18 protein-coding genes and 1 tRNA gene are annotated in these 22818 nt (G+C 64.1%); 9 read left to right on the top strand and 10 right to left on the bottom strand.

Translation table 11 applies throughout. The features are described 5' to 3' along the window. Window positions 1–4: 4 nt before the first annotated feature. Both IP83_RS08810 and IP83_RS08805 read left to right on the top strand, forming a co-directional pair. On the top strand, window positions 5–1234 hold the full coding sequence (locus IP83_RS08810) for an aminotransferase class I/II-fold pyridoxal phosphate-dependent enzyme (protein ID WP_197274323.1): 1230 nt from the start codon (window positions 5–7) through the stop codon (window positions 1232–1234). Next, a complete protein-coding gene (locus IP83_RS08805; RefSeq protein ID WP_054121844.1) occupies window positions 1234–2025 on the top strand; it encodes a GDSL-type esterase/lipase family protein in 792 nt (263 codons plus the stop codon). The genes IP83_RS08810 and IP83_RS08805 overlap by 1 nt, the downstream gene beginning before the upstream one ends. On the opposite strand, the gene IP83_RS08800 is transcribed toward IP83_RS08805, so the two are convergent. Beyond that, the gene (locus IP83_RS08800; protein ID WP_054121843.1) at window positions 2026–4155 is read right to left on the bottom strand and encodes an acetate--CoA ligase family protein; all 2130 of its coding nucleotides are present in this window, start codon (window positions 4153–4155) and stop codon (window positions 2026–2028) included. It lies immediately after the preceding gene. A 138-nt stretch (window positions 4156–4293) separates the two neighbouring features. Between IP83_RS08800 and IP83_RS08795 the strand changes: the two genes are divergently transcribed. Both IP83_RS08795 and IP83_RS08790 read left to right on the top strand, forming a co-directional pair. Further along, window positions 4294–4367, top strand: a tRNA-Gly gene (locus IP83_RS08795). Between the two features lie 197 nt (window positions 4368–4564). Then, entirely contained in the window at window positions 4565–5803 is a 1239-nt protein-coding gene (locus tag IP83_RS08790; RefSeq protein WP_054121842.1) for an integrase arm-type DNA-binding domain-containing protein, read from the top strand. A gap of 7 nt (window positions 5804–5810) precedes the next feature. Here the strand turns inward: IP83_RS08790 and IP83_RS08785 are convergent, their stop codons facing one another. From IP83_RS08785 to IP83_RS08745, 9 genes are all read right to left on the bottom strand, one after another. Then, window positions 5811–6083: a helix-turn-helix domain-containing protein gene (locus tag IP83_RS08785; protein WP_369817011.1), complete on the bottom strand. Its 273-nt coding sequence runs from the start codon at window positions 6081–6083 to the stop codon at window positions 5811–5813. A 737-nt stretch (window positions 6084–6820) separates the two neighbouring features. Further along, window positions 6821–7942, bottom strand: a complete 1122-nt coding sequence (locus IP83_RS08780; protein WP_054121841.1) for a serine hydrolase domain-containing protein — start codon at window positions 7940–7942, stop codon at window positions 6821–6823. Next, a complete protein-coding gene (locus tag IP83_RS08775) occupies window positions 7923–9470 on the bottom strand; it encodes a TonB-dependent receptor (RefSeq protein ID WP_082364608.1) in 1548 nt (515 codons plus the stop codon). Before IP83_RS08775 ends, IP83_RS08780 begins: the two co-directional genes overlap by 20 nt. Further along, window positions 9412–11076: an NAD(P)/FAD-dependent oxidoreductase gene (locus tag IP83_RS08770; RefSeq protein ID WP_082364607.1), complete on the bottom strand. Its 1665-nt coding sequence runs from the start codon at window positions 11074–11076 to the stop codon at window positions 9412–9414. Before IP83_RS08770 ends, IP83_RS08775 begins: the two co-directional genes overlap by 59 nt. Before the next feature lie 79 nt (window positions 11077–11155). Further along, window positions 11156–12268 carry an NADH:flavin oxidoreductase gene (locus IP83_RS08765; RefSeq protein WP_054121839.1) on the bottom strand — a complete coding sequence of 371 codons (1113 nt, stop codon included), beginning with the start codon at window positions 12266–12268 and terminating at the stop codon, window positions 11156–11158. A 20-nt stretch (window positions 12269–12288) separates the two neighbouring features. After that, window positions 12289–13092: an alpha/beta fold hydrolase gene (locus IP83_RS08760; RefSeq protein WP_054121838.1), complete on the bottom strand. Its 804-nt coding sequence runs from the start codon at window positions 13090–13092 to the stop codon at window positions 12289–12291. A 25-nt stretch (window positions 13093–13117) separates the two neighbouring features. Beyond that, window positions 13118–13579, bottom strand: a complete 462-nt coding sequence (locus IP83_RS08755) for a nuclear transport factor 2 family protein (RefSeq protein ID WP_082364606.1) — start codon at window positions 13577–13579, stop codon at window positions 13118–13120. Then, complete coding sequence (locus tag IP83_RS08750; RefSeq protein ID WP_054121836.1) at window positions 13579–14883, bottom strand: acyl-CoA dehydrogenase family protein; 1305 nt, start codon at window positions 14881–14883, stop codon at window positions 13579–13581. Before IP83_RS08750 ends, IP83_RS08755 begins: the two co-directional genes overlap by 1 nt. Window positions 14884–14901: 18 nt before the next feature. Then, window positions 14902–15657: an SDR family NAD(P)-dependent oxidoreductase gene (locus tag IP83_RS08745; RefSeq protein WP_082364605.1), complete on the bottom strand. Its 756-nt coding sequence runs from the start codon at window positions 15655–15657 to the stop codon at window positions 14902–14904. Between the two features lie 306 nt (window positions 15658–15963). Between IP83_RS08745 and IP83_RS08740 the strand changes: the two genes are divergently transcribed. From IP83_RS08740 to IP83_RS08720, 5 genes are read left to right on the top strand one after another with little or no spacing between them, the layout of a single operon-like run. After that, on the top strand, window positions 15964–18240 hold the full coding sequence (locus IP83_RS08740) for a TonB-dependent receptor (RefSeq protein WP_082364604.1): 2277 nt from the start codon (window positions 15964–15966) through the stop codon (window positions 18238–18240). A gap of 18 nt (window positions 18241–18258) precedes the next feature. Beyond that, the gene (locus IP83_RS08735; protein WP_054121834.1) at window positions 18259–19002 is read left to right on the top strand and encodes an SDR family NAD(P)-dependent oxidoreductase; all 744 of its coding nucleotides are present in this window, start codon (window positions 18259–18261) and stop codon (window positions 19000–19002) included. Further along, window positions 18990–20018 carry a phosphotransferase family protein gene (locus tag IP83_RS08730; RefSeq protein ID WP_197274322.1) on the top strand — a complete coding sequence of 343 codons (1029 nt, stop codon included), beginning with the start codon at window positions 18990–18992 and terminating at the stop codon, window positions 20016–20018. The genes IP83_RS08735 and IP83_RS08730 overlap by 13 nt, the downstream gene beginning before the upstream one ends. Next, a complete protein-coding gene (locus IP83_RS08725; protein ID WP_054121832.1) occupies window positions 20015–21661 on the top strand; it encodes a long-chain-fatty-acid--CoA ligase in 1647 nt (548 codons plus the stop codon). The genes IP83_RS08730 and IP83_RS08725 overlap by 4 nt, the downstream gene beginning before the upstream one ends. 8 nt (window positions 21662–21669) lie before the next feature. Then, window positions 21670–22320 (top strand): TetR/AcrR family transcriptional regulator, encoded by a 651-nt coding sequence (locus IP83_RS08720; RefSeq protein WP_156309639.1) that lies wholly within the window; start codon window positions 21670–21672, stop codon window positions 22318–22320. Window positions 22321–22818: the final 498 nt, after the last annotated feature.

Below are 22818 nucleotides of genomic sequence, written 5' to 3'. Positions count from 1 at the left end.
ACACATGAACGACATGACCCCGCCTCAGGCCGCACCGGCGGACCTCTTTTCCAAGTTCGACGCGATGATCGAGACGCGCCGTTCGCTGCTGGCGACGGGCGTGACCGATCCGTTCAGCCTCGTGATGGAAAAGGTGCTCTCGCCTACCACCGCGATCTGCAACGGGCGCGAGACGATCCTGCTCGGCACCTACAACTATATGGGCATGACCTTCGACCCCGACGTGATCGCGGCGGGCAAGCAGGCGCTCGACGACTACGGCAGCGGCACCACCGGAAGCCGAGTGCTCAACGGCACTTACGCGGGCCACCGCGCGGTGGAAGAGGCGCTCAAGGAATTCTACGCCATGGATCATGCCATGGTGTTCTCGACCGGATACCAGGCCAACCTCGGCATCATCAGCACGATCGCGGGCAAGGGCGATTACATCGTGCTCGATATCGACAGCCACGCCTCGATCTGGGACGGCTGCAAGATGGGCGACGCCGAAGTCGTGCCGTTCAAGCACAACGATATCGAGGCGATGGAAAAGCGCCTGCGCCGCATTCCCGAAGGCGCGGGCAAGCTGGTCGTGCTCGAAGGCGTCTATTCGATGCTGGGTGATATCGCGCCATTGAAGGAGATGATCCGCATCGCCAAGGCGCATGGCGCGATGGTGCTGGTCGACGAAGCGCATTCGATGGGCTTCATCGGGCCCAACGGTCGCGGCGTGGCCGAGGACCAGGGCGTGCTGGACGATGTCGACTTCGTGATCGGCACCTTCTCCAAGTCGGTCGGCACGGTCGGCGGCTTCTGCGTTTCGAACCACCCGAAGTTCGAGATCATGCGCCTCGTCTGCCGCCCCTATGTGTTCACCGCGAGCCTGCCGCCGAGCGTGGTGGCGACGGCGGCCACCTCGATCCGCAAGCTGATGCACGCCGGGAACAAGCGCGCGCACTTGTGGGAGAATTCGCGCACACTGCATGGCGCGCTGACCGGCCTCGGCTTCAAACTGGGCACTGATGAGCCGCAGAGCGCGATCATCGCGGTGATCATGCCCGATCTGGAGCGCGGTGCGATGATGTGGGAAGCGCTGCTGCGCGAGGGGCTCTATGTGAACCTCGCCCGTCCGCCCGCGACCCCGGCGGGGATGACCTTGCTGCGGTGCTCGCTGTGCGCCGAGCATTCGGCCGAACAGGTTCAGGTGATCGCCGGGATTTTCGAGCGCGCCGGCAAGGCGGTGGGAATCATCTGATGAAGCGGGGGTTCGCGGCGGCGCTATTGCTGTGGTCTGCCCCGACATTCGCGCAGACGGCCTCGCCGCCGGTGAGCGTTGCACCGCCCGGTGATGGGATGCTCGAGCGCCCGTGCCCGAAGCAGCAAGGTCTTTCGTACAGCCATCCCTATGTCCGGCAATATGACTGGGCGTGGGAATGCAAGTATGTCGAAGCGGACAAGCAGCTCGCAGCCCCGCCGCGCGTGGTGTTCATCGGCGATTCGATCACCGAGAACTGGGTTGCGCTGGCCCCCGCCCTCTTTGCCGGGGGCGCGGTAGGACGAGGGATCAGCGGGCAGACGAGCCCGCAGGTGCTTGTGCGGTTCTATCAGGACGTCGTCCGCCTGCGCCCGCGTGTGGTGCACATCATGATCGGCACCAATGACCTTGCCGGGAACACCGGGCCGAACAGCGCCGAGATGTACCAGAACCACGTGATGGCGATGGTCGACATTGCGCGCGCAAATGGCATCGGCGTGGTGCTGGGCAGCATCCTGCCGGCCGCGAAGTTCCCGTGGAAACCCGCGCTCAGCCCGGCGCGCCAGGTCGTGGCGCTCAATGCGTGGCTGCGCGAACTCGCCCGGGTGCGCGGGCTGGTCTATGCCGATTATCACGGCGCGCTGGCGAACGCGGAAGGGGGACTGAACCCCGACGTGGCGCCCGATGGCATTCACCCGAACGCCAAGGGCTATGCGATCATGGAGCCGATCACCCGCGCCGCGATTGCCGAGGCGGAGAAGCCGGGCCAGATCCGCCAGGCGGCGCGCTGATCACCCCTCGACCAGCATCAAAGCATCGAGCGCGACGACGCCCTGCCCCTTGGGATGCAGGATCACCGGATTGAGATCGACTTCGCGGATCGAGGGTTCGGCACGCAGCACGCGGCCAAGCGTGACGATGAGCTGAGCGAGAGCGGGCACATCGAGCGCAGGCGCGCCGCGATAACCCGCCAGGATTGCTTCGCTTTTCAGCTGCATCAGTTCGGCTTCGACCGCTTCGGCCGTCATGTCCGCCGCGAGCAGGCGCACGTCACCGAGGATTTCCGCCGTGACGCCGCCGAAGCCCGCCAGCAGGACCGGCCCCCATTCGGGATCGTTCTTGGCGCCGACGATCATTTCCACCCCGCGCGCGCCCATTGCCTCGATCAACACGCCGTCGAGCGTGATTGCGTCGGAATAGGCCGCGACGCTGGCGTGCATCCTGCCCCATGCCGCACGGACGGCAGCGCCATCGGCGAGGTTCAGGATCACCCCGCCTGCGTCGCTCTTGTGACTGAGCGCGGCAGCCTGCGCCTTCATCGCAACCGGGTAGCCGAGCGCGTCGGCAGCGGCGACAGCGTCGTCTACGCTCGCCGCGAACGTGCCCGAAGGGAAAGGAATGCCAAGCGGGCCGAGCAGCGCCTTGGCCTGATACTCCGGAACGACTCCGAAGTGATCAGCAAGGCCGGGGACCGCCAGCGGCGATTCGGTGTTGGCGCTCGTATCGCGGGCAGACCACTGCGTCAGCCGCGTGATCGCCCGCAGCGCCCGTTCGGTGGTCGGGAACCACGGCACCCCGGCAGCGCGCAGCTGGGCGATGTAGTCGGCAGGAACGATGGCGCCTTCGTCTAGCCCGGCGAAGATCAGCGGCTTGGTGAGCGGCTTGGCCGTCGCGGCGGCGAGGATCGGCGGGAACTTGATGGCGCACGTGACCGGTTCGGCCTGGATGATCCCCGCGAGCACGGTGCCGACGCGCGGATCATCAAGCAGTGCATCGAGGCAGCGGGTGTAGATCGCAGGCTCCGAAAGGCCCTGCGCGGTGATGTCGAGCGGATTGCTGACCGGCACGAAGGGCGGCAGCGCGGCGCGCAAGGCGGGCGAATCCGCATCATGAAGCGGTGCGAGCGGCAGACCCAGCGTTTCCGCCAGATCAAGCGTGAGCGCCTTGAACGCGCCCGATTCGCCCAGCACCGCCGTGCGCCCCGAAGGTAGCGCCGGGCAGCGCAGCGCGATCTCGGCGATGTCGCCCAGCTCTTCCAAGGTTTCGGCCATGATCACCCCGGCGCGGGTGACCTTCGCCCGCATGAGCGCATAGTCGCCCGCCATCGCGCCCGTATGGGTCGCCGCGGATTCGCGCGCGGCGCTGGAGGTGCCGGGGTGGAGCAGGACGATCGGCTTCCCCGCAGCAGCTGCACGCGCCGCGGCGGCGAGGAAACGCGCGGGCTTGCGGAACTGCTCGACGATCATCGCGATGACATGAGTATCGGGCTGGTCGATCAACCACTCGATGTAGTCTTCGACGCCGCTCGCCGCCTCGTTGCCGGTCGAGACCGAGTATGACACGCCGCATGTCCGGGCGAGGAGCACGGTACCGAGCACTGCCGCCATGGCGCCGGACTGCGAGACCACACCGATGGCGCGCCCGCCCGCGGGCGGCCGAGCGTCCGTCTCGACGAAGGTCAGCGGGATGCGGTCGACATAGTTGACGAGGCCAAGGCAATTGGGACCCTCGAGAACCATCTCGGCCTCTTGCGCGATGCGGGCGATCTCGCGCTGTTCGGCGAGACCCTCCGCCCCACCCTCGGCAAACCCGGCGGCAAAGATGACCACCCCGCCGACCTTTCGCGCGGCGAGCGCCTTCACCGCATCGAGCACACCGCTGCGCGGGATGGCGAGGACGGCAGCGTCTACGCCATCAGGCAGCGCCTCGATCCCCGGCAGGCACGCCCGCCCGCCGAGGCTCTCGCGCTTGGGGTTGATCGGATAGATCTCGCCAGCAAAGCCGTTGGCATCGAGGTTGGAGAGCAACGTGGTACCGAGCGCACCCGGCTTGTCCGAAGCGCCGACCACCGCGACCGAACGCGGCCGCAGGAGCCGCTCGAGCGCCGGGAGGACAGGGGCGGACTGGGCAGAATCGGACACGAGGCTCTCCGGATTAGGTTATGCAACATAACAATAGCCGCTGCGACGAGGCAGGGCAAGGCGCACGACGAATGGCGCAAGATGCAAAGGTCCGAAGGTTGACGAGAAGCCGCGCGGCGTGGCAGAGGCCGATGCGCCGCGGGTATAGCTTAGTGGTAAAGCTCCAGCCTTCCAAGCTGGCTATGCGGGTTCGATTCCCGCTACCCGCTCCAATTTCACGTCCACCGGCGTCCACTGACATCGTTGAAACCCGCAGAAATGAGCGGTATTCTTGCGTTCATCAGGTCGCTGAGAGCCCTCGTTTTCCACCTGCTTCCAGCCCATTTGGGGGCCTTGGAAAAGGCAAGGCCCCCAGCGTCAAGGTGGAAGGCCCCCAAGTTGGGGGCCTCGGGTCGAGGGATGTGACGCAATGCCGCTTTCAGACGCTGCGGTCCGAAACGCCAAGCCGAGGGCCAAGCCCTACAAAATGGGCGACAGCGGCGGACTCTATCTTCAGGTCCAGCCGAACGGCAGCAAACTCTGGCGGCACAAATACCGCCACCTCGGGATCGAGAAGAAGCTCTCGATCGGTCCCTATCCCGAAATAAGCCTGAGCGAGGCGCGTCGCCGCCGCGACACGGCGCGCGAGCAGCTCTACGCTGGGCTGGATCCATCGCGGGAGAAGGTGAAGGCCCGCCAGCACGCCGAAGCGGTGGCTGGCTGCACCTTCACTCTGGTCGCAGAGGAATACTGCACCAAGCGCAAGCGTGACGGCTCGGGCGCTTGGGCTCCTGCAACGGCTGCGCGATGCGAGTACCTGCTGAGCCTGCTCGATGGCTCGATCGGTAAACTCCCGATTGCCGATATCGCCCCAATCGACGTGCTTGAGGCTGTCCGCCGGATCGAGCGCAAGGGCAATCTGGAAAGTGCTCGCAGGACGCTGCAGTTAGCTGGCGCCGTCTTCCGGTATGGCGTTGCGACAGCCCGCATCACATCCGATCCGACACGCGATCTGCGCGGGACGCTGTTGACGCCCAAGGTCACGCATTACGGCGCAATAACTGAGCCGGAGAAGGTTGGCGAGCTCTTGCGGGCTATCGACTCCTACGAAGGTTTCGGCATCACCAAGCAAGCCCTGTTGCTGGCAGCACATGTCTTCGTTCGGCCGGGCGAGCTGCGTCACGCCTTGTGGAGCGAGATCGATCTCGACGAATGTGTCTGGACGATCCCGGCCGAGAAGATGAAGATGCGAAGAGCCCACCATGTGCCGCTGTCGCGGCAAGTCGTCGAACTGCTCAAGGACCTGCGATACGTGACCGGCCCCAATGGCTTTGTGTTCCCTTCGGTCCGTACCCGCGCTCGGCCGATGAGCGAGAACACGCTCAACGGTGGACTGCGCCGGCTTGGCTACACAACCCACGAAATGACTGGCCACGGCTTCCGGGCGATGGCCAGCACCTTGCTCAACGAATCGGGCAAATGGTCGTCCGATGCCATCGAGCGCGCCCTGGCTCATGGCGACAAGGACAAGGTGCGCGCTGCCTATCATCGCGGCACGCACTGGAGGGAGCGCGTTGAGATGGCGCAATGGTGGTCGGACTATCTCGACGCGCTGAAGGGCACGGAGAACCACAAGTCGATGCGGCGCCGGCTGGCAGCCGTTGCCTGATAGCCAGCTACCTGTTCGCCTGCCCGACAAGCGCGCGCAGGCTCGCCATGGGGATCAGAGTGCAGCGGCCGACCTTCACCGTCTCGATATCGCCCGAAGCGATCAGTTCGTAGATCTTCGACCGGCACAGGCCTGTCAGCCGGACAGCCTCGGCAACGCGCACGGTCAGCGGATCAAGCGGAGACCCCGCAGGGGGAGTAGGTCGCTTCGGATGCTGGTCGAAAGGCAGGCCTAACTGTTCACCAGCGGGAGGAACGGAGTGGCTGGTGCGGCGGATCACTGGCCCGCCTCCCCGTTCAGGCCTGTGACATTGCGATGAAGGGCTGCGTGCACTGGTAGGCACAGACCATAGCCGTTAGCGTTGGCCCCGCGCGCAGAAGGGGAGAGCCTATTCGAGCCGCAGACTTGGAGATACTTGGGTCGTAACATTCACAGATTCCTTCGGAAGAAGGAGCCTGGTCACCCTGCGAAAGGCCCGGTTAAATTACTGTAGCCACCGGAACATGTCAAGAACATGCTGAGTAAGCATTTGCGCGGCACAGCCGTACCGCCACGGTACACTGACTTGCTTCGGGAATCTGCAAGTTAAAGTGACGGGAAAGCGACATGGTGCTTAAAATGTGCATTTTATCCTAACGATTCCGCCACTTCCAAGCTGCGACAAGTCGCGTACGGTGTGCCCACTTTTTTCTCTTTGCGGATGTTGTTTGAAGCCTAAGTGCGGCCATCAATCGGGTAAGGGAACGCCGCACTGGAGGATCCTTGGGCTGCCCCAGGCGCGGGCCTGCTGACTCTGTGGAGAATTCCATGCCCCCCCGCACGAGCCTCATCAACTAACCAGAAGCTACAGCGGAACTTGGGACAAACCCGCCGGACGACAACCCGCCTTGGAACGGCAGGTTACGGCGGAACCCTCCACTCGTGTGGCGAAGAATAGGCTTCCCGCTTTGACCGTGGTTGCTGACGATCCAGAACGGCGGCTTTGCGAACCAGAAGGGCGATTAACTGGCGTTAGGTTCAAAGCAACTCGTAAACGGCATTAATCAGCGCTACGTTGCGGGGATCGCCCATCAGGTCGGTCCCCATGCGGTTCATCGAATAGGCCATGCCGATCCCGGCGGCAGGATCCGCAAAAGCGAAGGAGCCGCCCCACCCGGAATGCCCGAACGCGCCCTCGTTGGGGCCATACAGGCCATTGCTGCTGCGCAGGAACCCGCAGCCCCAGCTGGCGGGAACGTTGAGCACAGCATCGATGCCGCAGATCCGTTCGCGCGTGGCATTGGCCAGCACTTCGGCCGATACTAGGCTGCGCCCGTCCAACATGCCGTCATGGGCCAGGACGCCATACAGCCGGGCCAGGCCAGTCGCGGTAGCAAAGCCGTTGGCCGAGGGAATTTCCGCAGCGCGCCAGGCGGACGCATTGGGCAAAAGCGGGTCGATCACCGGGTTGGCCAGGGCGGCAGCCTGGGCCGGGGTGAATTCGGGCACCATGTTGGCCGTGCTCAGTTCGGGCGGGGCGATCATAGTAGCGGCCCTGGCGCCAAGCCCTTTGGGCAGTCCGATATGGATGCCAAGATGCCCCAGCTCATCTTCCACGAACTGCTTGATGGTCCGCCCTTCGGCACGGCGGAAGAGCGCTGTCGCCAGGAAGCCGATCGTGATCGCGTGGTAGCCGGACTGGGTGCCAGGTTCCCAGAATGGCTCCATTGCGGCTAGCTGCGCTGCTGCCGCTTCGGCATCGTAGAAGGCCGCGGTTACGGTGGGGGCGCGAAAGCCGCAAAGCCCCGCTTGGTGTGACAGCAGCATGGCCACGGTCACGTCCTGCTTGCTGTTCGCGGCAAACTCGGGCCAGTAGCGGGCTACCGGGGCATCGAAATCGATCCCGCCGCGTTCGGCCAGGATCGCAAAGCAAGCGGCGGTCACGCCCTTGGTGGTCGACCAGACGTTGGCCAGCGTCTTGGCTGACCATTCGCGGCCGCTTTCGCGATCGGCTAGCCCCCCATGGAGATCGACGACCACTTCGCCATTGCGCACGACGCAAAAGGCAGCGCCCACATCCCCGCGCTCGCTGAAATTTGCCGCAAAGGCTTCCCTGACCCCCTCGAACCCGGGGGCGACATTACCACTGATCTTCGTCATCGGGCCCCGCTCCTAAGAAGGACTTGCTGAAGCTTATGCCATAGGTGCGCGGCGCACCATAAACCCGGAAGCCGACGCCCAGAACGGTCTGGTTGACCCCCTGGGTGACATAGCGCCGGTCACCCAGGTTTTTGGCCCAGATCGACACGTCCCAATCGCCCTGATTGAGGATCGAGGCGCGCGCATCCAATACCCAATAGCCGCTCACCGCAATGATCGGATCGTTGAGCGCGTCCTTGAAGGTACGCGACTGGTATCGGCCATTGATCGCCAGCCGGGCGGACACATCGCCCGCCACGGTGAATTCGTGGGACGCACCCAGGTTCAGGCTGAGGCTGGGCGCATCGGGCAGGCGGTTGCCGGCCGGGACAACGCCGCTCGACGAGGTGAAACTGCCGATTCTAGAGTGAAGCAGGCCCGCGCCGGCCGAGAGCGTTAGGCCCGGGATCGCCTTGGGCCGCAGGGTCAGGTCGGCATCAAGCCCATAGATTTCGGCACTTTCGACATTGCCGAGGCGCTGGATCGGCAGTCCGCCCACGAAATCTCGGATGAAGGTCTGCACGTCTTTATAGTCATAGTAGAAGCCGCTCAACGAATAGCTCAGCCCTAGACCATTCGCGCGACCCTTGATCCCCAGTTCATAGGCAATCAGCTTTTCCGGGCGATAGGGCAGCAGCTGCGCGGAAGTGGTGGCGACGCCGGCGAAGAACCCGCCGCTCTTGATGCCTTGAGTGGCCGAGGCATAGACCAGCAGGCTCGCACTGGGCTTCCAGTTCAGTCCCAGTTTCCACGACCAGTTCGTATCGGAAATCTTCGCATTGCTGACCGCGATCGGGATCGGGGGCGAACCGAACGGCGCCATCGTCAGGAAGCTGCCCGACGCCCGTGAGACCAAGTCGGTCGTTCCGCCAACATTTGTGCGGTTCTCTGTCGTGTATCGCAGCCCAGTGACCGCCGTCAGGGTTTCGGCCAGGCGCCATTCCCCATGCGCGAACACCGCGCCGGACTTTGATCGCTGGTCGGACGAGGTGAAGGTGGTGGTGTTGAACAGCGCGGTGAGATTGCCCGAGTAGGACGTCTGGACATGGTCGCTCGAATAGAAGCCACCAACCAGCCAGTCGACCAGGGCGGACTTCCCGGCCAGGCGCAACTCTTGGGAGAACTGGTTCACCTTGTCGTCGGTAACGAAGTCAAGCTGCGGCAGCGGCCCCGCATCGGTATCGGCCGACCACTGCCGGTCCATGTCGATATAGCCGGTCACTGAAGTCAGCTCGGCAAAACCCAGGTCGATCTTGATCCGGCCGGTCAGTCCCATTTGGTCGAGATTGTAAGCCGGGCTGACCGACCAGTTGCCTTTGAACGGATCACCATCGTTATCAATGTAGCCAAGGAAGTCCGAACATTGCGGCAGCCCAACCGGCATGGCCCGGCCATCAGTTTGCTGCACAACCGATCGTGCCGAAGCCAATCTAGTTGCGGAATTCGAGCTCGGGAAAGCCCGCTGCCGCCGACTGGTCGAGCGCGTCATAATAGAAGTTCGCGCCGCCGAAATAGATCAGTACGCGCGCGCCCTTGTCGGCACGGTTGGCACCCATCATCCACGAATTGACCTTGTCGCCCTGCGCCATCAGCGTCTGCGCATGGATGTCGGCGGTCTGCTTGGTCCAGGCCGCTTCCGCCTCCGCCTTGGGCCAGAACGTCTTCCAGCCCTCGTGCTCCATCTTGCGGATGCAGGCGCTGATCCAGATCGCGTTCTGCTCGATCGAGGTCGGCAGGTTGGCAAACGGCGCCTGCGGTCCGGTGACCATGAACATGTTGGGAAAATCCGCAACGCAGACCCCCATGATGCTGCCCGAAACCGTGCCCCACTTCTCGTTCAGCGTCTGCCCGGTGGCGCCGATGATCGGGAAGGCTTCGAGTGCGCCGGTATAGGCCTTGAAGCCCGTGGCGAGGACAATGATGTCGAATTCGAACGCGTTCTGCGTTGTGCGCACTCCGGTCTCGGTTATCTCGACGATCGGTTCACGCTTCTTGATGTCGACAAGGCGGACATTGTCGCGGTTGAAGGCCTCCATGTAGCCGTGATCGAGCGGCGGCCGCTTCGCGAAGAGCGGGTAGTCGTCGTAGGTCGGGCAGAGCAGATTGGCGATCTCGGGATCGTTGACCCGTTCCCGCATCTTGCTCGTGATGAAATCTCCGGCGAGCTTGTTGGCCTCGGGGCTCGCCAGCAGGTCGTCGAAGGTCTCGAACACCCAGCGGAAGCTGCCGGTCCAGTTTTCCTCGAAGATGCGCTGGCGCTCCTCGGGCGGCGTATCGAGCACGTTGCGCCCGACCGGGCTGTCGAACGCCATACCGAACACATGATTGCGGCACTTGGCCACGATCGCGTCGTAGTTGTCCTTGATCTCCTTCTCCCACTCCGGCGTCATCGGACGCTGCATGGCGGGGAGAATGTAGTTCGGCGTGCGCTGGAACAGGGTCACCTGCGCCGCCGTCTTGGCGAGTTCCGGCACCATCTGCACCGCGGTCGCCCCGGCGCCGATCACGCCGACACGCTTGCCGGCATAATCGAGCCCCTCGGGCCAGCGCGAGGAGTGGAACAGCGGACCCTTAAAGCTGCCCATGCCTGGAATCGCAGGAATTTCGGGCTGCGAGATCATGCCCATTCCGCTGATGAAGTACTTGCAGGTAAACGATTCCCCGGTGCCGGTCGTGACCTGCCACCAGCCCTTGTCAGCCAGATAGCGCGCCTCTGTGATCTCGGTATTGAGCTGGATATGCGGCATCATGTCGCACTTCTCGGCGACGAACTTGATGTAGGCCTGCGTCTCCTCGCGACCCGGATAGCGCTTCGACCACTTCCACTCCTGCAGGATCTCCTTCGAGAAGGTCAGGCAGTAGTAGTAGCTCTCGCTATCGGTTGCAGCGCCCGGATAGCGGTTCCAGGCCCAGGTCCCGCCGACATCGGACGCACGGTCGAACACGCGGATGGAAAGGCCTGCCTCGCGCAGGTAGTGGATGAGGGCAATGCCGGCAAAGCCCGCACCGATGCTGATCGCATCGAAGTCAGGCCGACCATAACCGGAGCTTGCGGAAGCCGCCCCAGCCTCGGGGGCAATGGTGGTGGTGGTCATCGGTCATCCTCTCCTTGCGGCCATCGATTGCAGCCGCATTTTTCACAAAATCGGTTCCTTGAAGGTCAGACCTTCAAGATCAGTAGAGCGTTTCCATGCAGGCCTTCGAATAGGGCTTCAGCTGATCGACCGCCCCGGCGCGCACTTTCTGCAGCCAGTTGGGATCAGCCAGCAGCGCGCGGCCCACGGCGACGAGATCGAAGTCCCCGCGCTCGAAGCGGCGCACGAGTTCGTCCATCGATTTCAAGGTCGGCACGGATTCACCCGCAACGAAGTCTTCCATCAGATCGCGGTCGAGCCCGACCGAGCCGACAGTGATCGTCGGCTTGCCGGTGATGTGCTTGGTCCACCCGGCAAGGTTGCGATCATCCTCTTCGGGGAACGCAGCTTCCCAGAATCGCCGCTCCGAGCAGTGGAAGATATCGACCCCGGCCTCCGAGAGCGGCGCGACCCAGCGTTCCAGCTCGGCCGGATCACGCGCGATCTTGGCGTCGTACTGGTAGGTCTTCCACTGCGAGATGCGGAAGATGATGGTGAAGTCGGGCCCGACCGCCTTGCGAACGGCCACCACGCAATCGGCAGCAAAGCGCCCGCGCTGGGCTATGTCATCGCCGCCATAGCGATCGTCGCGCTTGTTGGTGGCAGTCCAGAAGAACTGGTCGAAGAGGTAGCCATGCGCGCCGTGAAGTTCGACTGCATCGCAGCCGATGCGCTGGGCTTCGACTGCACCGCGCGCGAAGGAGGCGATCACTTCGTCGATATCGGCCGGGGTCATCACCCGCCCGCCCGGAATGTCCGGCCCGACAAGACCCGAGGGGCTTTCGAGCGGCGGGTGCGGCGAATCCGGGAAGTTGAAATCCTCGCAGCCGCCCACGTGCCAGAGCTGCGGGATCATCGCCCCGCCCGCGCGGTGGACATCATCCGTGGCGCGCGCCCAGGCGGCAAGGCCTTCCTCGCCGTGGAAGGCGGGGACCGTATCGGCAGCGACCGACCCGGGCCGGTCAACCGCAACGCCTTCGGTAATGACGGCAGCCACACCGCCCTCGATGCGGCGGCGGTAGTAGTCCGCCGATTCCTGCGAAAGAATGCCGCCCGGCGCAAAATAGCGCGACATCGGGGCCATCAGGAAACGGTTCGCAAGGTGCAGCGACTTGCAGTCGAACGGCGTGAAGAACGGATCCAGTGAAGTCATTGTCGTCGTCTCGCCTCAGGTCAAAGCTTGGCCAAAAAGGTTAGCAGTGCAGCGTTGTAGGCCTCGGCGTCCTCGATGAAGGGCGCGTGTCCGCAGCCCTCGATCAGCGCCAGTTCACCATGCGGCGCTATCTCGGCTGCCGCCTTGCCGACACCCGGATCAAGGATTGCATCCGCGCTGCCGACAATCGAGAGCAGCGGCACAGGCAGTGCCTTGAGCGCTTCTCGCTGGTCTACCCGGCCCAGATCGATCAGCGATTCGATGACGCCGGGACCGCTGTCGATGAAGGCGGCCCACATCCAGTCGACCATGGCCTCGCTGACGGGCTTGGCGCAGACCCCGCCGGAAAGGCCGCGGAAAAACGCCGCGCGGTCGCCGCCAAGCGCGGCCTTGGTCGCCTCAAGCGAACCCGGCTCGCCGCCATACGGGAAGTCATCCGACTTGATGAAGCGAGGCGCGGCGCCGCAGGTGAGGACCACGCCGGCGCAAGCCGAACCGAGGAAGCTGGCGGCTTCGACCACGACCGCGCCGCCCAGCGACCAGCCGTTGAGCACGGTGGGCTTGTCGGTGCAGTGGCGCACAATCGCCGCGACGTCGCCCGCAATCGCGGCGATGGACATGTCATCGAAATCGCGGTCGGACTGGCCGCAGCCCCGGTGATCGACGACGATCACGGCGTGCCCTGCCTCCTTCAGCACTTCCACCGTGCCCGCCCAGATCCGGCCCGACATCGCCCAGCCGTGCACCAGCACGACGGACACCCCGTCCCCGCGGTGGTGCTCGTAATAAACCGAGCGGCCATCGCCGCAATCGAACCGCGCCATTATCCTCTCCCTGATGCGCCGCCCGCTATTGCGGTGCGGCCAGCGTAATGCCCGTCAGCGGGCTGAAGTGATGCATGGTGACCTTGCGCCGCGCGATCTTCCACACGCCATCGCGCCGCTCGAAGCGGTCGGTATAGGTCGCCGCCACGGTCTGCGCCTGGCCTTCGCTGCTGTTGCCGATGCAATAGACGTCGCAAATACCTTCGACCACGTCAGCACTCACCGGCGTCACGCGCAAATTGGTGGTGTAATGCGTCGAGGTGCCCCAGGCCGGCCAGAGAATGTCGATCACCGCGTGGTTGACGCCCTCATGCCCGACAAAATCGCCGAACGGCGGGCCGATTTCCCACACCGCATCCGGCCACCAGATCGCGAGGAAGCGCCCCATGTCGCGCTTGTCGAAGCCGAGGCAGTAGTCCGAGACGAGGTCATGCAGGGCAAGCCGGGTTTCCAGAAACTCGACCCGCTGTTCAAGCGTAAGGGCCATCAGCCAGCCTCCTCATCAAGATAGGGCGCGAACTTCGCAAGTGCGGCGGCGCGCGTTTCGGGAACGAAATAGGTCGGCCACTGACCGGGCGCCGGATCGACGCGGCGCAGGATGTCCTTGGCAACCGAGACCTTGTGGACTTCGGTCGGCCCGTCGACGATGCCCATTTCCGGCACGTACTGCCACATGTCCATCAGCGGCGTCTCGTTCGACATGCCGAGCGAGCCGTGGATGTGGAGCGCGCGGTAGACCACGTCGCGCAGCACGCCGGGCATCGCCGCCTTGATCGCCGAAATCTCGCGCCGCACGCGGTGGGTATAGCCCTTGTCCTGATCCAGCAGCCAGGCGGCATAGAGCACATGCAGGCGGAACTGGGTGATCTGGGTGTAGCTGTCGGCGATGCGCTCCTGCACCATCTGCTTGTCGGCCAGCCGCTCGCCCTTGGTCACGCGGCTGACCGCGCGCTCGCACATCATGTCGAGCGCCTTGTTCAGCATGCCGACCGTGCGCATGGCATGGTGAATGCGCCCGCCGCCCAGCCGCGACTGCGCGACATTGAAGCCGCCGCCCACCGCGCCGAGCGTGTTCGTCAGCGGCACGCGGCACTTGTTGAAGCGCAGGTAGCCGTGAACCCCGCTGCCGATCTCGTCCTTGGGGCCGACTGCGGTGTTGCGCACGATCTCGAGCCCCGGCGCATCACGCGGGACGATGATCGTCGTCGAACCGGCATGGACCGCCACATCGGGATCGGTGATGCACATGACGATGAGGAATTCGGCCATGTCGGCATGGCTGGCGAACCACTTCTCGCCCTCGATCACCCAGTCATCGCCGTCCGCCGATGCGCGGCAGAGGAACTCGCCGGGATCGGCGCCCGCTTGCGGCTCGGTCATCGAGAAGCACGAGACGATATCGCCATCAAGCAGCGGCTGGAGATAGCGCGCCTTCTGTTCCTCGCTGCCAAATCGGGCGAGGATTTCGGCATTGCCGGTATCGGGCGCCTGCGTGCCGAACACGGTCGGCGCAAAGCGGCTGCGGCCGAGGATCTCGTTCATCAGGCCAAGGTGCAGCTGACCATAGCCCTGCCCGCCGAGTTCCGGTCCCAGATGGCAGGCCCACAGTCCCTTGTCCTTCACCACCTGCTGCAGCGGCTTCATGATCCGGCGCGCCTTCGAACGCGGGTCGAACGGATCGCCCGGCCCCCGGAAGACAAGGTCCATCGGCTCGATCTCGCGCTTCACGAAATCGCGCATCCAGTCGAGCTTCTCGGCGAATTCGGGTTCGGTCGAAAAATCCCAAGCCATCAGTAATGTGCCACCTTCTCAACAACCGGCATACCAGCCCCCGTCGACCCAGAGTTCCGCGCCCGTGATGTAACGCGCCTCGTCCGAGGCGAGGAACAGCGAGGCATGGGCAATGTCCATAGGATCGCCCACTTCGCCCATCGGGATCGAGGCCTTGATCGCCGCGTCTTGCTCGGGCGTGATGTCACCAAGGATCGGGGTGCGGATCTGGCCGGGGAAAATCGTGTTGACGCGCACGCCCTGCTTCACGAATTCGAGCGCGGCGCCCTTGCCCATGACGCGCACCGCTGCCTTGGAGGCATGATAGGAGATCGCATCCGGGCTGCCGATCAGGCCATAGAGCGAGGAAATGTTGACAATGGCCGAGCCCTTGCCGGCCTTGAGCAGCTCGGGTGCTGCCGCCTTCATCCCATAGAATACGCCGGTCTGATTGACCGCAACCATGCGCGCCCAGCCTTCGGGCGATTCGGTCTGCACGCCGCCGGGGTGGAAGATGCCCGCGTTGTTGACGAGGGTCGTGAGCTTGCCGAAGGTCTCGACCGTGAACGCCACGGCGGCTTGCCAGCTCGCAAGGTCCGTCACGTCGAGCCGGATGAACGCCGCATCGCCGCCAGCGTCCTTGATCTTGGCCACCACGGCGATACCAAGCGCCTCCTGCAAGTCCCCGATCAGGACTTTCGCGCCCTCACGGGCATAGAGCGTGGCCTGCGCCTCGCCCAGCCCGCTTGCTCCGCCGGAAATGAGCGCAACCTTGCCCTCGAGCCTGCCGCCCATGGGACCTCTCCTGAGCCTGTTATCCCTCTTTGTGGATCACACTTACTAGTTTCAGACAAGCAAAATCTCTGTGGCCGAATGGGCAGGGCACTGTCGCGATCGCCGAATCGCCCCTTCTAATGCAGCGCATTGAGAGAAAATCGCGGATTCGGCGCAGAATCATTCCCTGCAATATAACTTGTTTGGGTATAGCAAGTTTGATAGACCCTGCCACCGGCCATGCCATCCACCTCGCGTCCGCGATGGCTTGGCCGGCGATAAACGGGGCTGCGCCGGAAGAGCGCGGCAAGGAGAGGGAGAGACGGGATGAGCATGTCGGTACAGGCAATGCGCGCGCTTCTGGCCGCGTCGATTTCAGCCGCCGGTCTGGTCGCGGGCCAGGCACAGGCCCAGCAGGCGGCCGCCGGTGAAGCGAGCACATCGAGCGAAGGCCTTGAGGCCATCGTGGTAACTGCACGCAAGCGGACGGAAAACCTCCAGAACGTCTCCTCATCGGTCAGCGCGCTCGGCGCGACCGACCTTGCCAAGCGCTTCGATTCGGACGTGCGCGACTTTGCCAATTCCGCACCCAACATCCTCATCGACGATACCCAGCAGGGCCCCGGCGGCGTCGCGGCCATCTACATCCGCGGCGTCGGCGTGGCGGACGTCGAGAAGTCGGTCGACCCGGCCGTGGGCGTGGTGATCGACGATATCTACATCGGCCAGAGCTCGGGCAGCCTGCTGAAGGCCATCGACGTTGACCGCGTCGAAGTGCTGCGCGGTCCGCAGGGCACGCTGTTCGGCCGCAATGCCACTGGCGGTGTGATCAACCTTGCCCGCTCCAAGCCCACGCAGGAACTGACCGGCAAGGTGCGCGGCACCTATTCCAGCTTCGATACCTACGACTTCCAGGGCGTCGTCAGCTTCGGGCTTGCGCCCAATATCGCGCTCAAGGTCTCCGGAGCCTATAACTCGTCCGACGGCTATATCTTCAACAAGACTTTCAACCAGCCGGGCCAGAAGTCCGATTTTCGCGCCATCGGCGGTCAGCTCCTGCTTACCCCCACTCCGGCGCTCGAAATCAGCCTCAGCTACGATCACCAGCTCACGCGGCAGGACCCGCCCCAGCTTTCGGCGCTGACCAAGCCGACCGACCTGTTCTGCGCCGCGTACAAGTACTGCTCGCCGCGCGGCGATGTGCCGATCTCGGGTGACCGCTATGTCAGCATCAGCAATGCGCCCGTCGACAAGAGCGCGCGCTTCAAGCTCGACATGGCGATCGGCAAGGCCAAGTACGAGCTGGGCAGCGATCTCGATCTCGAATATATCTTGGGCTATCTGAAGACGAGCGAGTCCATCAATCAGGACTTCGATTCCACCCCGCAGACCCTTTATCACACCGATCGCCCGGCCCGCTGGCGGCAGGTGACCAACGAGGTCCGCCTCGTCAAGGGCGGCGGCGGCCCGCTCACCTTCGTGCTGGGCGGCTACCAGTGGTTCTCGAAGTACACGATCAACCTCAAGAACTACATCGGCTTCGCCGGTGCGCCGCTGCTCACCAGCGCGCAGGACGTGACGCAGACAACCAAGTCGTGGGCGGGCTACTTCGAAGGCGACTACAAGTTCACCGACAAGCTCAAGCTCACTGTCGGCGGCCGCTACACGCACGATGCCAAGACCACGCAGGTCAACGACAAGACGATCTTCATCTACGGCACGCTCGAGGAGAAGAACCCGATCGTCACCCTGCCGCCGGTGGCCGGGGTCAACATCGTGATGCCCGCCCCCATCGGCGCGAGCTGGTCGAAGTTCACCCCCAAGGTCAGCCTCAGCTACAACTGGACGCCCGAGGTCATGACCTATGCGCTGTGGTCGCGCGGCTATCGTGGCGGCGGCTTTAACGGCCGTCCCTCGACGATCGGTGCGGCGATCACGCCCTACAACCCCGAAACGCTCGACAACTACGAACTGGGCTTCAAGACCCAGTTCCTCAATGACCGCGTCCGCCTCAACGGCGCGTTCTACCTGATGAAGTACAAGGACATGCAGCAGGACCTCGACGTGCCGGCTCCCGGCACCTCGACCGGCCGCGAGAACCGCACGATCAACGCCTCGAAGGCCGATCTCAAGGGCATCGAGCTTGACCTGACCGCGCGGGTTACCTCGAACCTGACCATCGGCGGCAACCTCGGCTACCTCGATTCCAAGTACAAGGACTTCTTCGGGGACATCTACAGCACCGGCAAGCCGGTCGACGCGACGTTCCTCAGGATCCGCCGTGCGCCCAGGTGGACCTGGGATCTGCGCGCTTCCTACGAGAACAACGTCGGCCCCGGCACGCTCATGGTCAACGCCGAGCTGCACCATATCGGTGCGCACGAGCTGACGTTCCTCAACAACCCGAACCTGCGCAATGGCGCGCAGAACATGCTCGACGCCTCGATCAGCTACAAGATCAACAAGACCATGATCAGCGTCTTCGGGAAGAACCTCATCGACGAGAACGGCTGGACCATCGGCTACGACGTCCAGGGCGTCTGGAGCTACGGCGCCGCGCGTCCACCGCGTTCGTGGGGTGTTGCCGTGACGCAGTCGTTCTGATCCGGGGCAGCAGGCGCTATGGCTGAGGTTCCCGCCCCCGCCGGGTCTGACGGGCGCCGCTGGCTGGTGACCGGGGCATCGCGCGGCATTGGCCACGCGGTTGCCGCGCTCGCCGTCAGTCGGGGCGAGCGGGTCTGCATCGTCGGTCGCGATCCGGGCATCGCCGGGATCGCGGCGGCGATGGGCGGCGATGTCTTCGGCATTTCCGCCGACGTCACCAGGGCAGACGATGTCGCGCGCATTGCTGCCGAAATCGAGGCGCGCTGGGGCGGCCTCGACGTGCTCGTCAACAATGCCGGCCTCCACCGCGGCGGCGGGCTGGACCGCATCGCCGACGCGGACTGGGAGGCGACACTCGCCACCAATCTCACCGCGCCCATGCGCATGATCCGTGCGCTGGCGGGGCTCATGCCGGAGGGCGGTTCGGTCGTGAACGTTGGCGCGGTGGTCGGCTTCCGAGGCTTCCCCGGCGACAGCTGCTATGGCGCATCAAAGGCCGGACTGACGGGCCTGACCAATGTCCTGGCGGTCGAACTCGCGCGGCGGCAGATCCGGGTCAACATGATGGTACCCGGTTTCGTCGATACCGACATGACCGCGACGATTTCCGAGCGCGCGCGCAAGGCCATCGTCGAGCGCATTCCCTTGAAGCGCATGGCCACGCTCGAGGAGATGGCCGAGGTCTGCTGGTGGGTCGCCGGTTCGACCTACATGACCGGGTCCGTCGTGTTCACCGACGGAGGCCTGATGTGCAACCTGTAGACGCCGAAAGGCGACTGCAGGCATGGCTGGCACAGGCCACCGGGCGCAGTGGCATCAGGCCCGGTCCGGTCCTTGCCGGCGGAAACTCCAACGTGACCCGGCTGATCGAGACGAATGAAGGCCGACTGGTCCTACGCCAACCGCCCGTCAACGTCATTTCCGACAAGGCTGCGGCGGGGATCGAGCGCGAATACCGTGTCATCTCCGCGCTGAAGGACATTGCCCCGGTGCCGCAGGCGGTGGCCTGGTGCAGCGATCCCGAGGTGATCGGCCAGCCCTTTGCCGTAACCGAATGGGTCGAGGGCGTCGCGCTGACGGAGCGACTGCCCGAAGGCTGGCCTGATACCGACGAGACCGTCAACCGGCTCGGCCTGACGATGGTCGAAGGCCTCGCCCGCGTTCATGCGGTGGACTGGCAGGACGTGCTGCCCGCCGATTTCGCCCGGCCCGATGGCTTCGTCCAGCGTCAGATCGAGCGCTGGCTCAAGGTACGCGCGGCGGAGCGTGTGCGCGATCTGCCACTGCTGGAGGAGATCGGCGCGTGGCTGCTCGCCAACCAGCCCGCCTCCTCTCGCGCAAGCGTGATCCACTGCGACTTCCACCTCGACAACTGCCTCGTCGCGCCGGATCGACCTGAACTGCGGGTGATCCTCGACTGGGAAATGGCGACGCTGGGCGACCCGCTAGTTGATCTGGGTCTGTGCCTGTTCTTCTGGCAGCGTGATCCGGCGGGCGTGATCGGCTTTCCCTTCGTGCAGGGCCTCACCAACCGTCCGGGTGTACTTCCGGCCCGCACGCTTGCCGAGCATTGGTCCGCCGTAACCAGCCTCGGCCACAAGCACATCGACTACTACGTCGTCTTCGCCGCCTGGCGGCTTGCCGCCATCGTCGAAGGCGCATGGGTGCTGCAGACGCAGGGCAAGGTCGATACCCCCTATTCACGCGGCCTCGAACGCGATGTGCCCGCCCTCCTCGCCGAGGCGGCGCACATTCTTGAGAAGGGAAAAGTCCGGTGAAGGCGACGATGATGGATCACCCGCTGTCCACGCAGATGATCGTCGATCGCGGCGAGCGCCTGTTCGGGACGAGCCGCGTCGTCTCCTTCGATGGCACGACGACGCAGGTGCGCAGCTTCGCCGAAACCGCATCCCGCGCCCGCCGCCTCGCCGGTGCGCTCGCCGCGCTGGGCGTCCCGCACGGCGAACCCGTTGCCACCTATTGCTGGAACAGTCCCGCCCACCTCGAGGCCTATCTTGCGGTCCCGGCGATGGGCGCGGTGCTCCACACGCTGAATGTGCGCCTGCCTGCCGACCAGATCCGCTACATTATGGGCCACGCGGCCGACCGCGCGCTGATCGTCGATGCCGTGCTGCTCCCCGCCATCGCTGCCATCCTGCCTGAATGCCCCGCTGTCGACCATGTGATCGTAGTCGGCGAAGCGCCGGAGGAAATCGCCGGCTTTGCGGGGCAGATCCATGTGTACGAGCACCTGATTGCCGCCGCTGCGCCGATGACAGTCTGGCCGCGTCTCGTCGAAACCGATGCCGCCGCGATCTGCTACACCTCGGGCACCACGGGCCTGCCCAAGGGCGTCGTCTATTCGCACCGGTCGGTCTATCTTCACAGCCTCGCCTCGATGGCGGCGGATACCTTCGCGATCTCCAACCGCGATCGCATCCTGATGGTGCCGCCGATGTTCCACGCGAATGCTTGGGGCATGCCCTATTCGGGCTGGCTCGCCGGCAGCGACCTGATCCTCCCCGGCCCGCACCTGCAGAGCGGGCACCTCGCGCGGCTGATCGCCGAGGAGCGCCCTAGCCTCATGGCCGCGGTGCCGACCATCCTCAACGACCTGCTTCAGGCTCATGCTCAAGCGCCGCTCGACCTCTCCTCGTTCCGCACCATTGTCTCGGGCGGTTCGGCGGTTTCCGCCAACCTGATCGAACGCGTGAAGGCGGCATGGGGCGTCGATGTCGTGCAAGGCTGGGGGATGACCGAGACCAGCCCGATGTGCGTGCTTTCGTTCCCCCCGCGCGAGGTCGGGCCGGAGGGCGAAGTGCCCTGGCGTGCGAAGGCAGGGCGGCCGGTGCCCGGCATGCACGTGCGCATCGTCGATGATCAGGACCGCCCCCTTCCCGAGGACGGGACCGCGATGGGGCACCTCCAGCTGCAGGGGCCATGGGTAACTGGCGGCTACCTCAAAGAGCGTCCCGAGGATTCGCGTCTCACCGCAGATGGCTGGCTCCGTACTGGCGATGTCGGACGCATCGATGCGCTCGGCTACGTCGAGATCACGGACCGAGCCAAGGATCTCATCAAGTCCGGCGGCGAATGGATTTCCTCCACCGATCTTGAAAACGGAATCGCCGGGCTGCCCGGCGTGGTCGAAGCGGCCGTGTTCGCCATTCCCGATCCGCGCTGGGAAGAGCGTCCGCTGGCCGTGGTGGCCGTCCGGGACAGCGCCGACTTTGACCCAATGGCGCTACGGGCAGGTCTCCGGGAGGGATTTGCCAGGTTCATGATACCCGAGTATTGGGCGCGAACGGACTCCATCCCGAAAACCAGTGTCGGCAAGTTCGACAAGAAATCACTTCGGGAGAAGTTCGACGCGGGAGAGATGGTTGTGGTCGTGGAAACCGGTTTCACTCCCGGAGACTAGGATTGAATGTGAACATTTCCTCCCCCGGCGATCTTCCTGTGGAGCGGCCCCGGCTTACACAGGTCGAGCGGACTGCTTTGTCGGATGCCCGCATGTTCGAGGCGGCGATGCATCTCATCGTCGAACTCGGCACGCACAACACCACGCTGAAGGAAGTCGGCGAGCGTGCGGGCTACAGCCGTGGGCTGGCCAGCAATCGCTTCGGCTCGAAGGAAACCCTGTTTGGCTTCCTGGTGCGCGACTTCAACGAGACCTGGGCTTCCGAACTGCGCCGCTTTGTCGGCAAGAACACCGGCATTGCCGCCATCGAGGGCGCGCTAGATGCGGTGGAGTTCTTCCTGCTCAATCGCACCAAGCAGATGCAGGCAATGTATATCCTGTGGTTTGAGTCGATCAGCAGTTACCCGCTGGTCCGCCGCCGCCTCGCCTCAAACCACATCGCCTATCGCCGTGATACCACGCGTTGGCTGGCCCAAGCCAGAACGGATGGTGAAGTGCGCGAGGACGTGGATCCAGAAAGCTTCGCGGTCGAGTTCAGCGCATTCATCTTCGGCCTAGTATACCAATGGCTGGCGAACCCTTCGGCAATCAATCTCCATACGGTGATGCAGCACTACCGCGATAACACCATCCGCGCCCTTCGCAGGCAGAAAGCCTAAAGGCGACTACCTTGCTGACCAAAAAGTCTGGCAATTCTGGTGTGATCATCACTTCCGCAAATATAAGGCGCAAATGATGCTTTCTGTGAGCGGTGCATAGAAACCTTTAATGCTTTATGGTATCTCAGTGCGATACGCCGGATCGCCGGTCTCGCCAAAAGCTGTCATTCACGGGATTTCTTTGAAGGTCTCAACCTAGTCGTAACCCGCCGCCTTGGGGCCGGTAGCTCAGGCACAGTTGTCTTCGGCTGTCAGTCGATGACGACTAGACCAGATCAATTGGGCACTTGCTGTCGAATCCTAGGTTATCGGAGGCGTTGCCGCCGCCCCTCACGCATATAGCTCTTTGGACACCTTAAGGACGAGCCCGACTCAATTGCGCTCAGGGCCGACTAGCCAACACCCGCCTTGTATCCCTTTGCAATCCATCAACATTTGATGACGGTCGCGTCCGTCAACGTGGTGTAATTTCGGCGGTGGCCTTGGGTCATCGTCAGG

The sequence above is a fragment of the Novosphingobium sp. AAP93 genome (assembly GCF_001296055.1).
In the GTDB taxonomy this organism is placed as follows: Bacteria; Pseudomonadota; Alphaproteobacteria; order Sphingomonadales; family Sphingomonadaceae; genus Novosphingobium.
The sequence above is the reverse complement of the archived record's forward strand: the minus strand, read 5'-3'. Positions and strand labels throughout refer to the sequence as shown.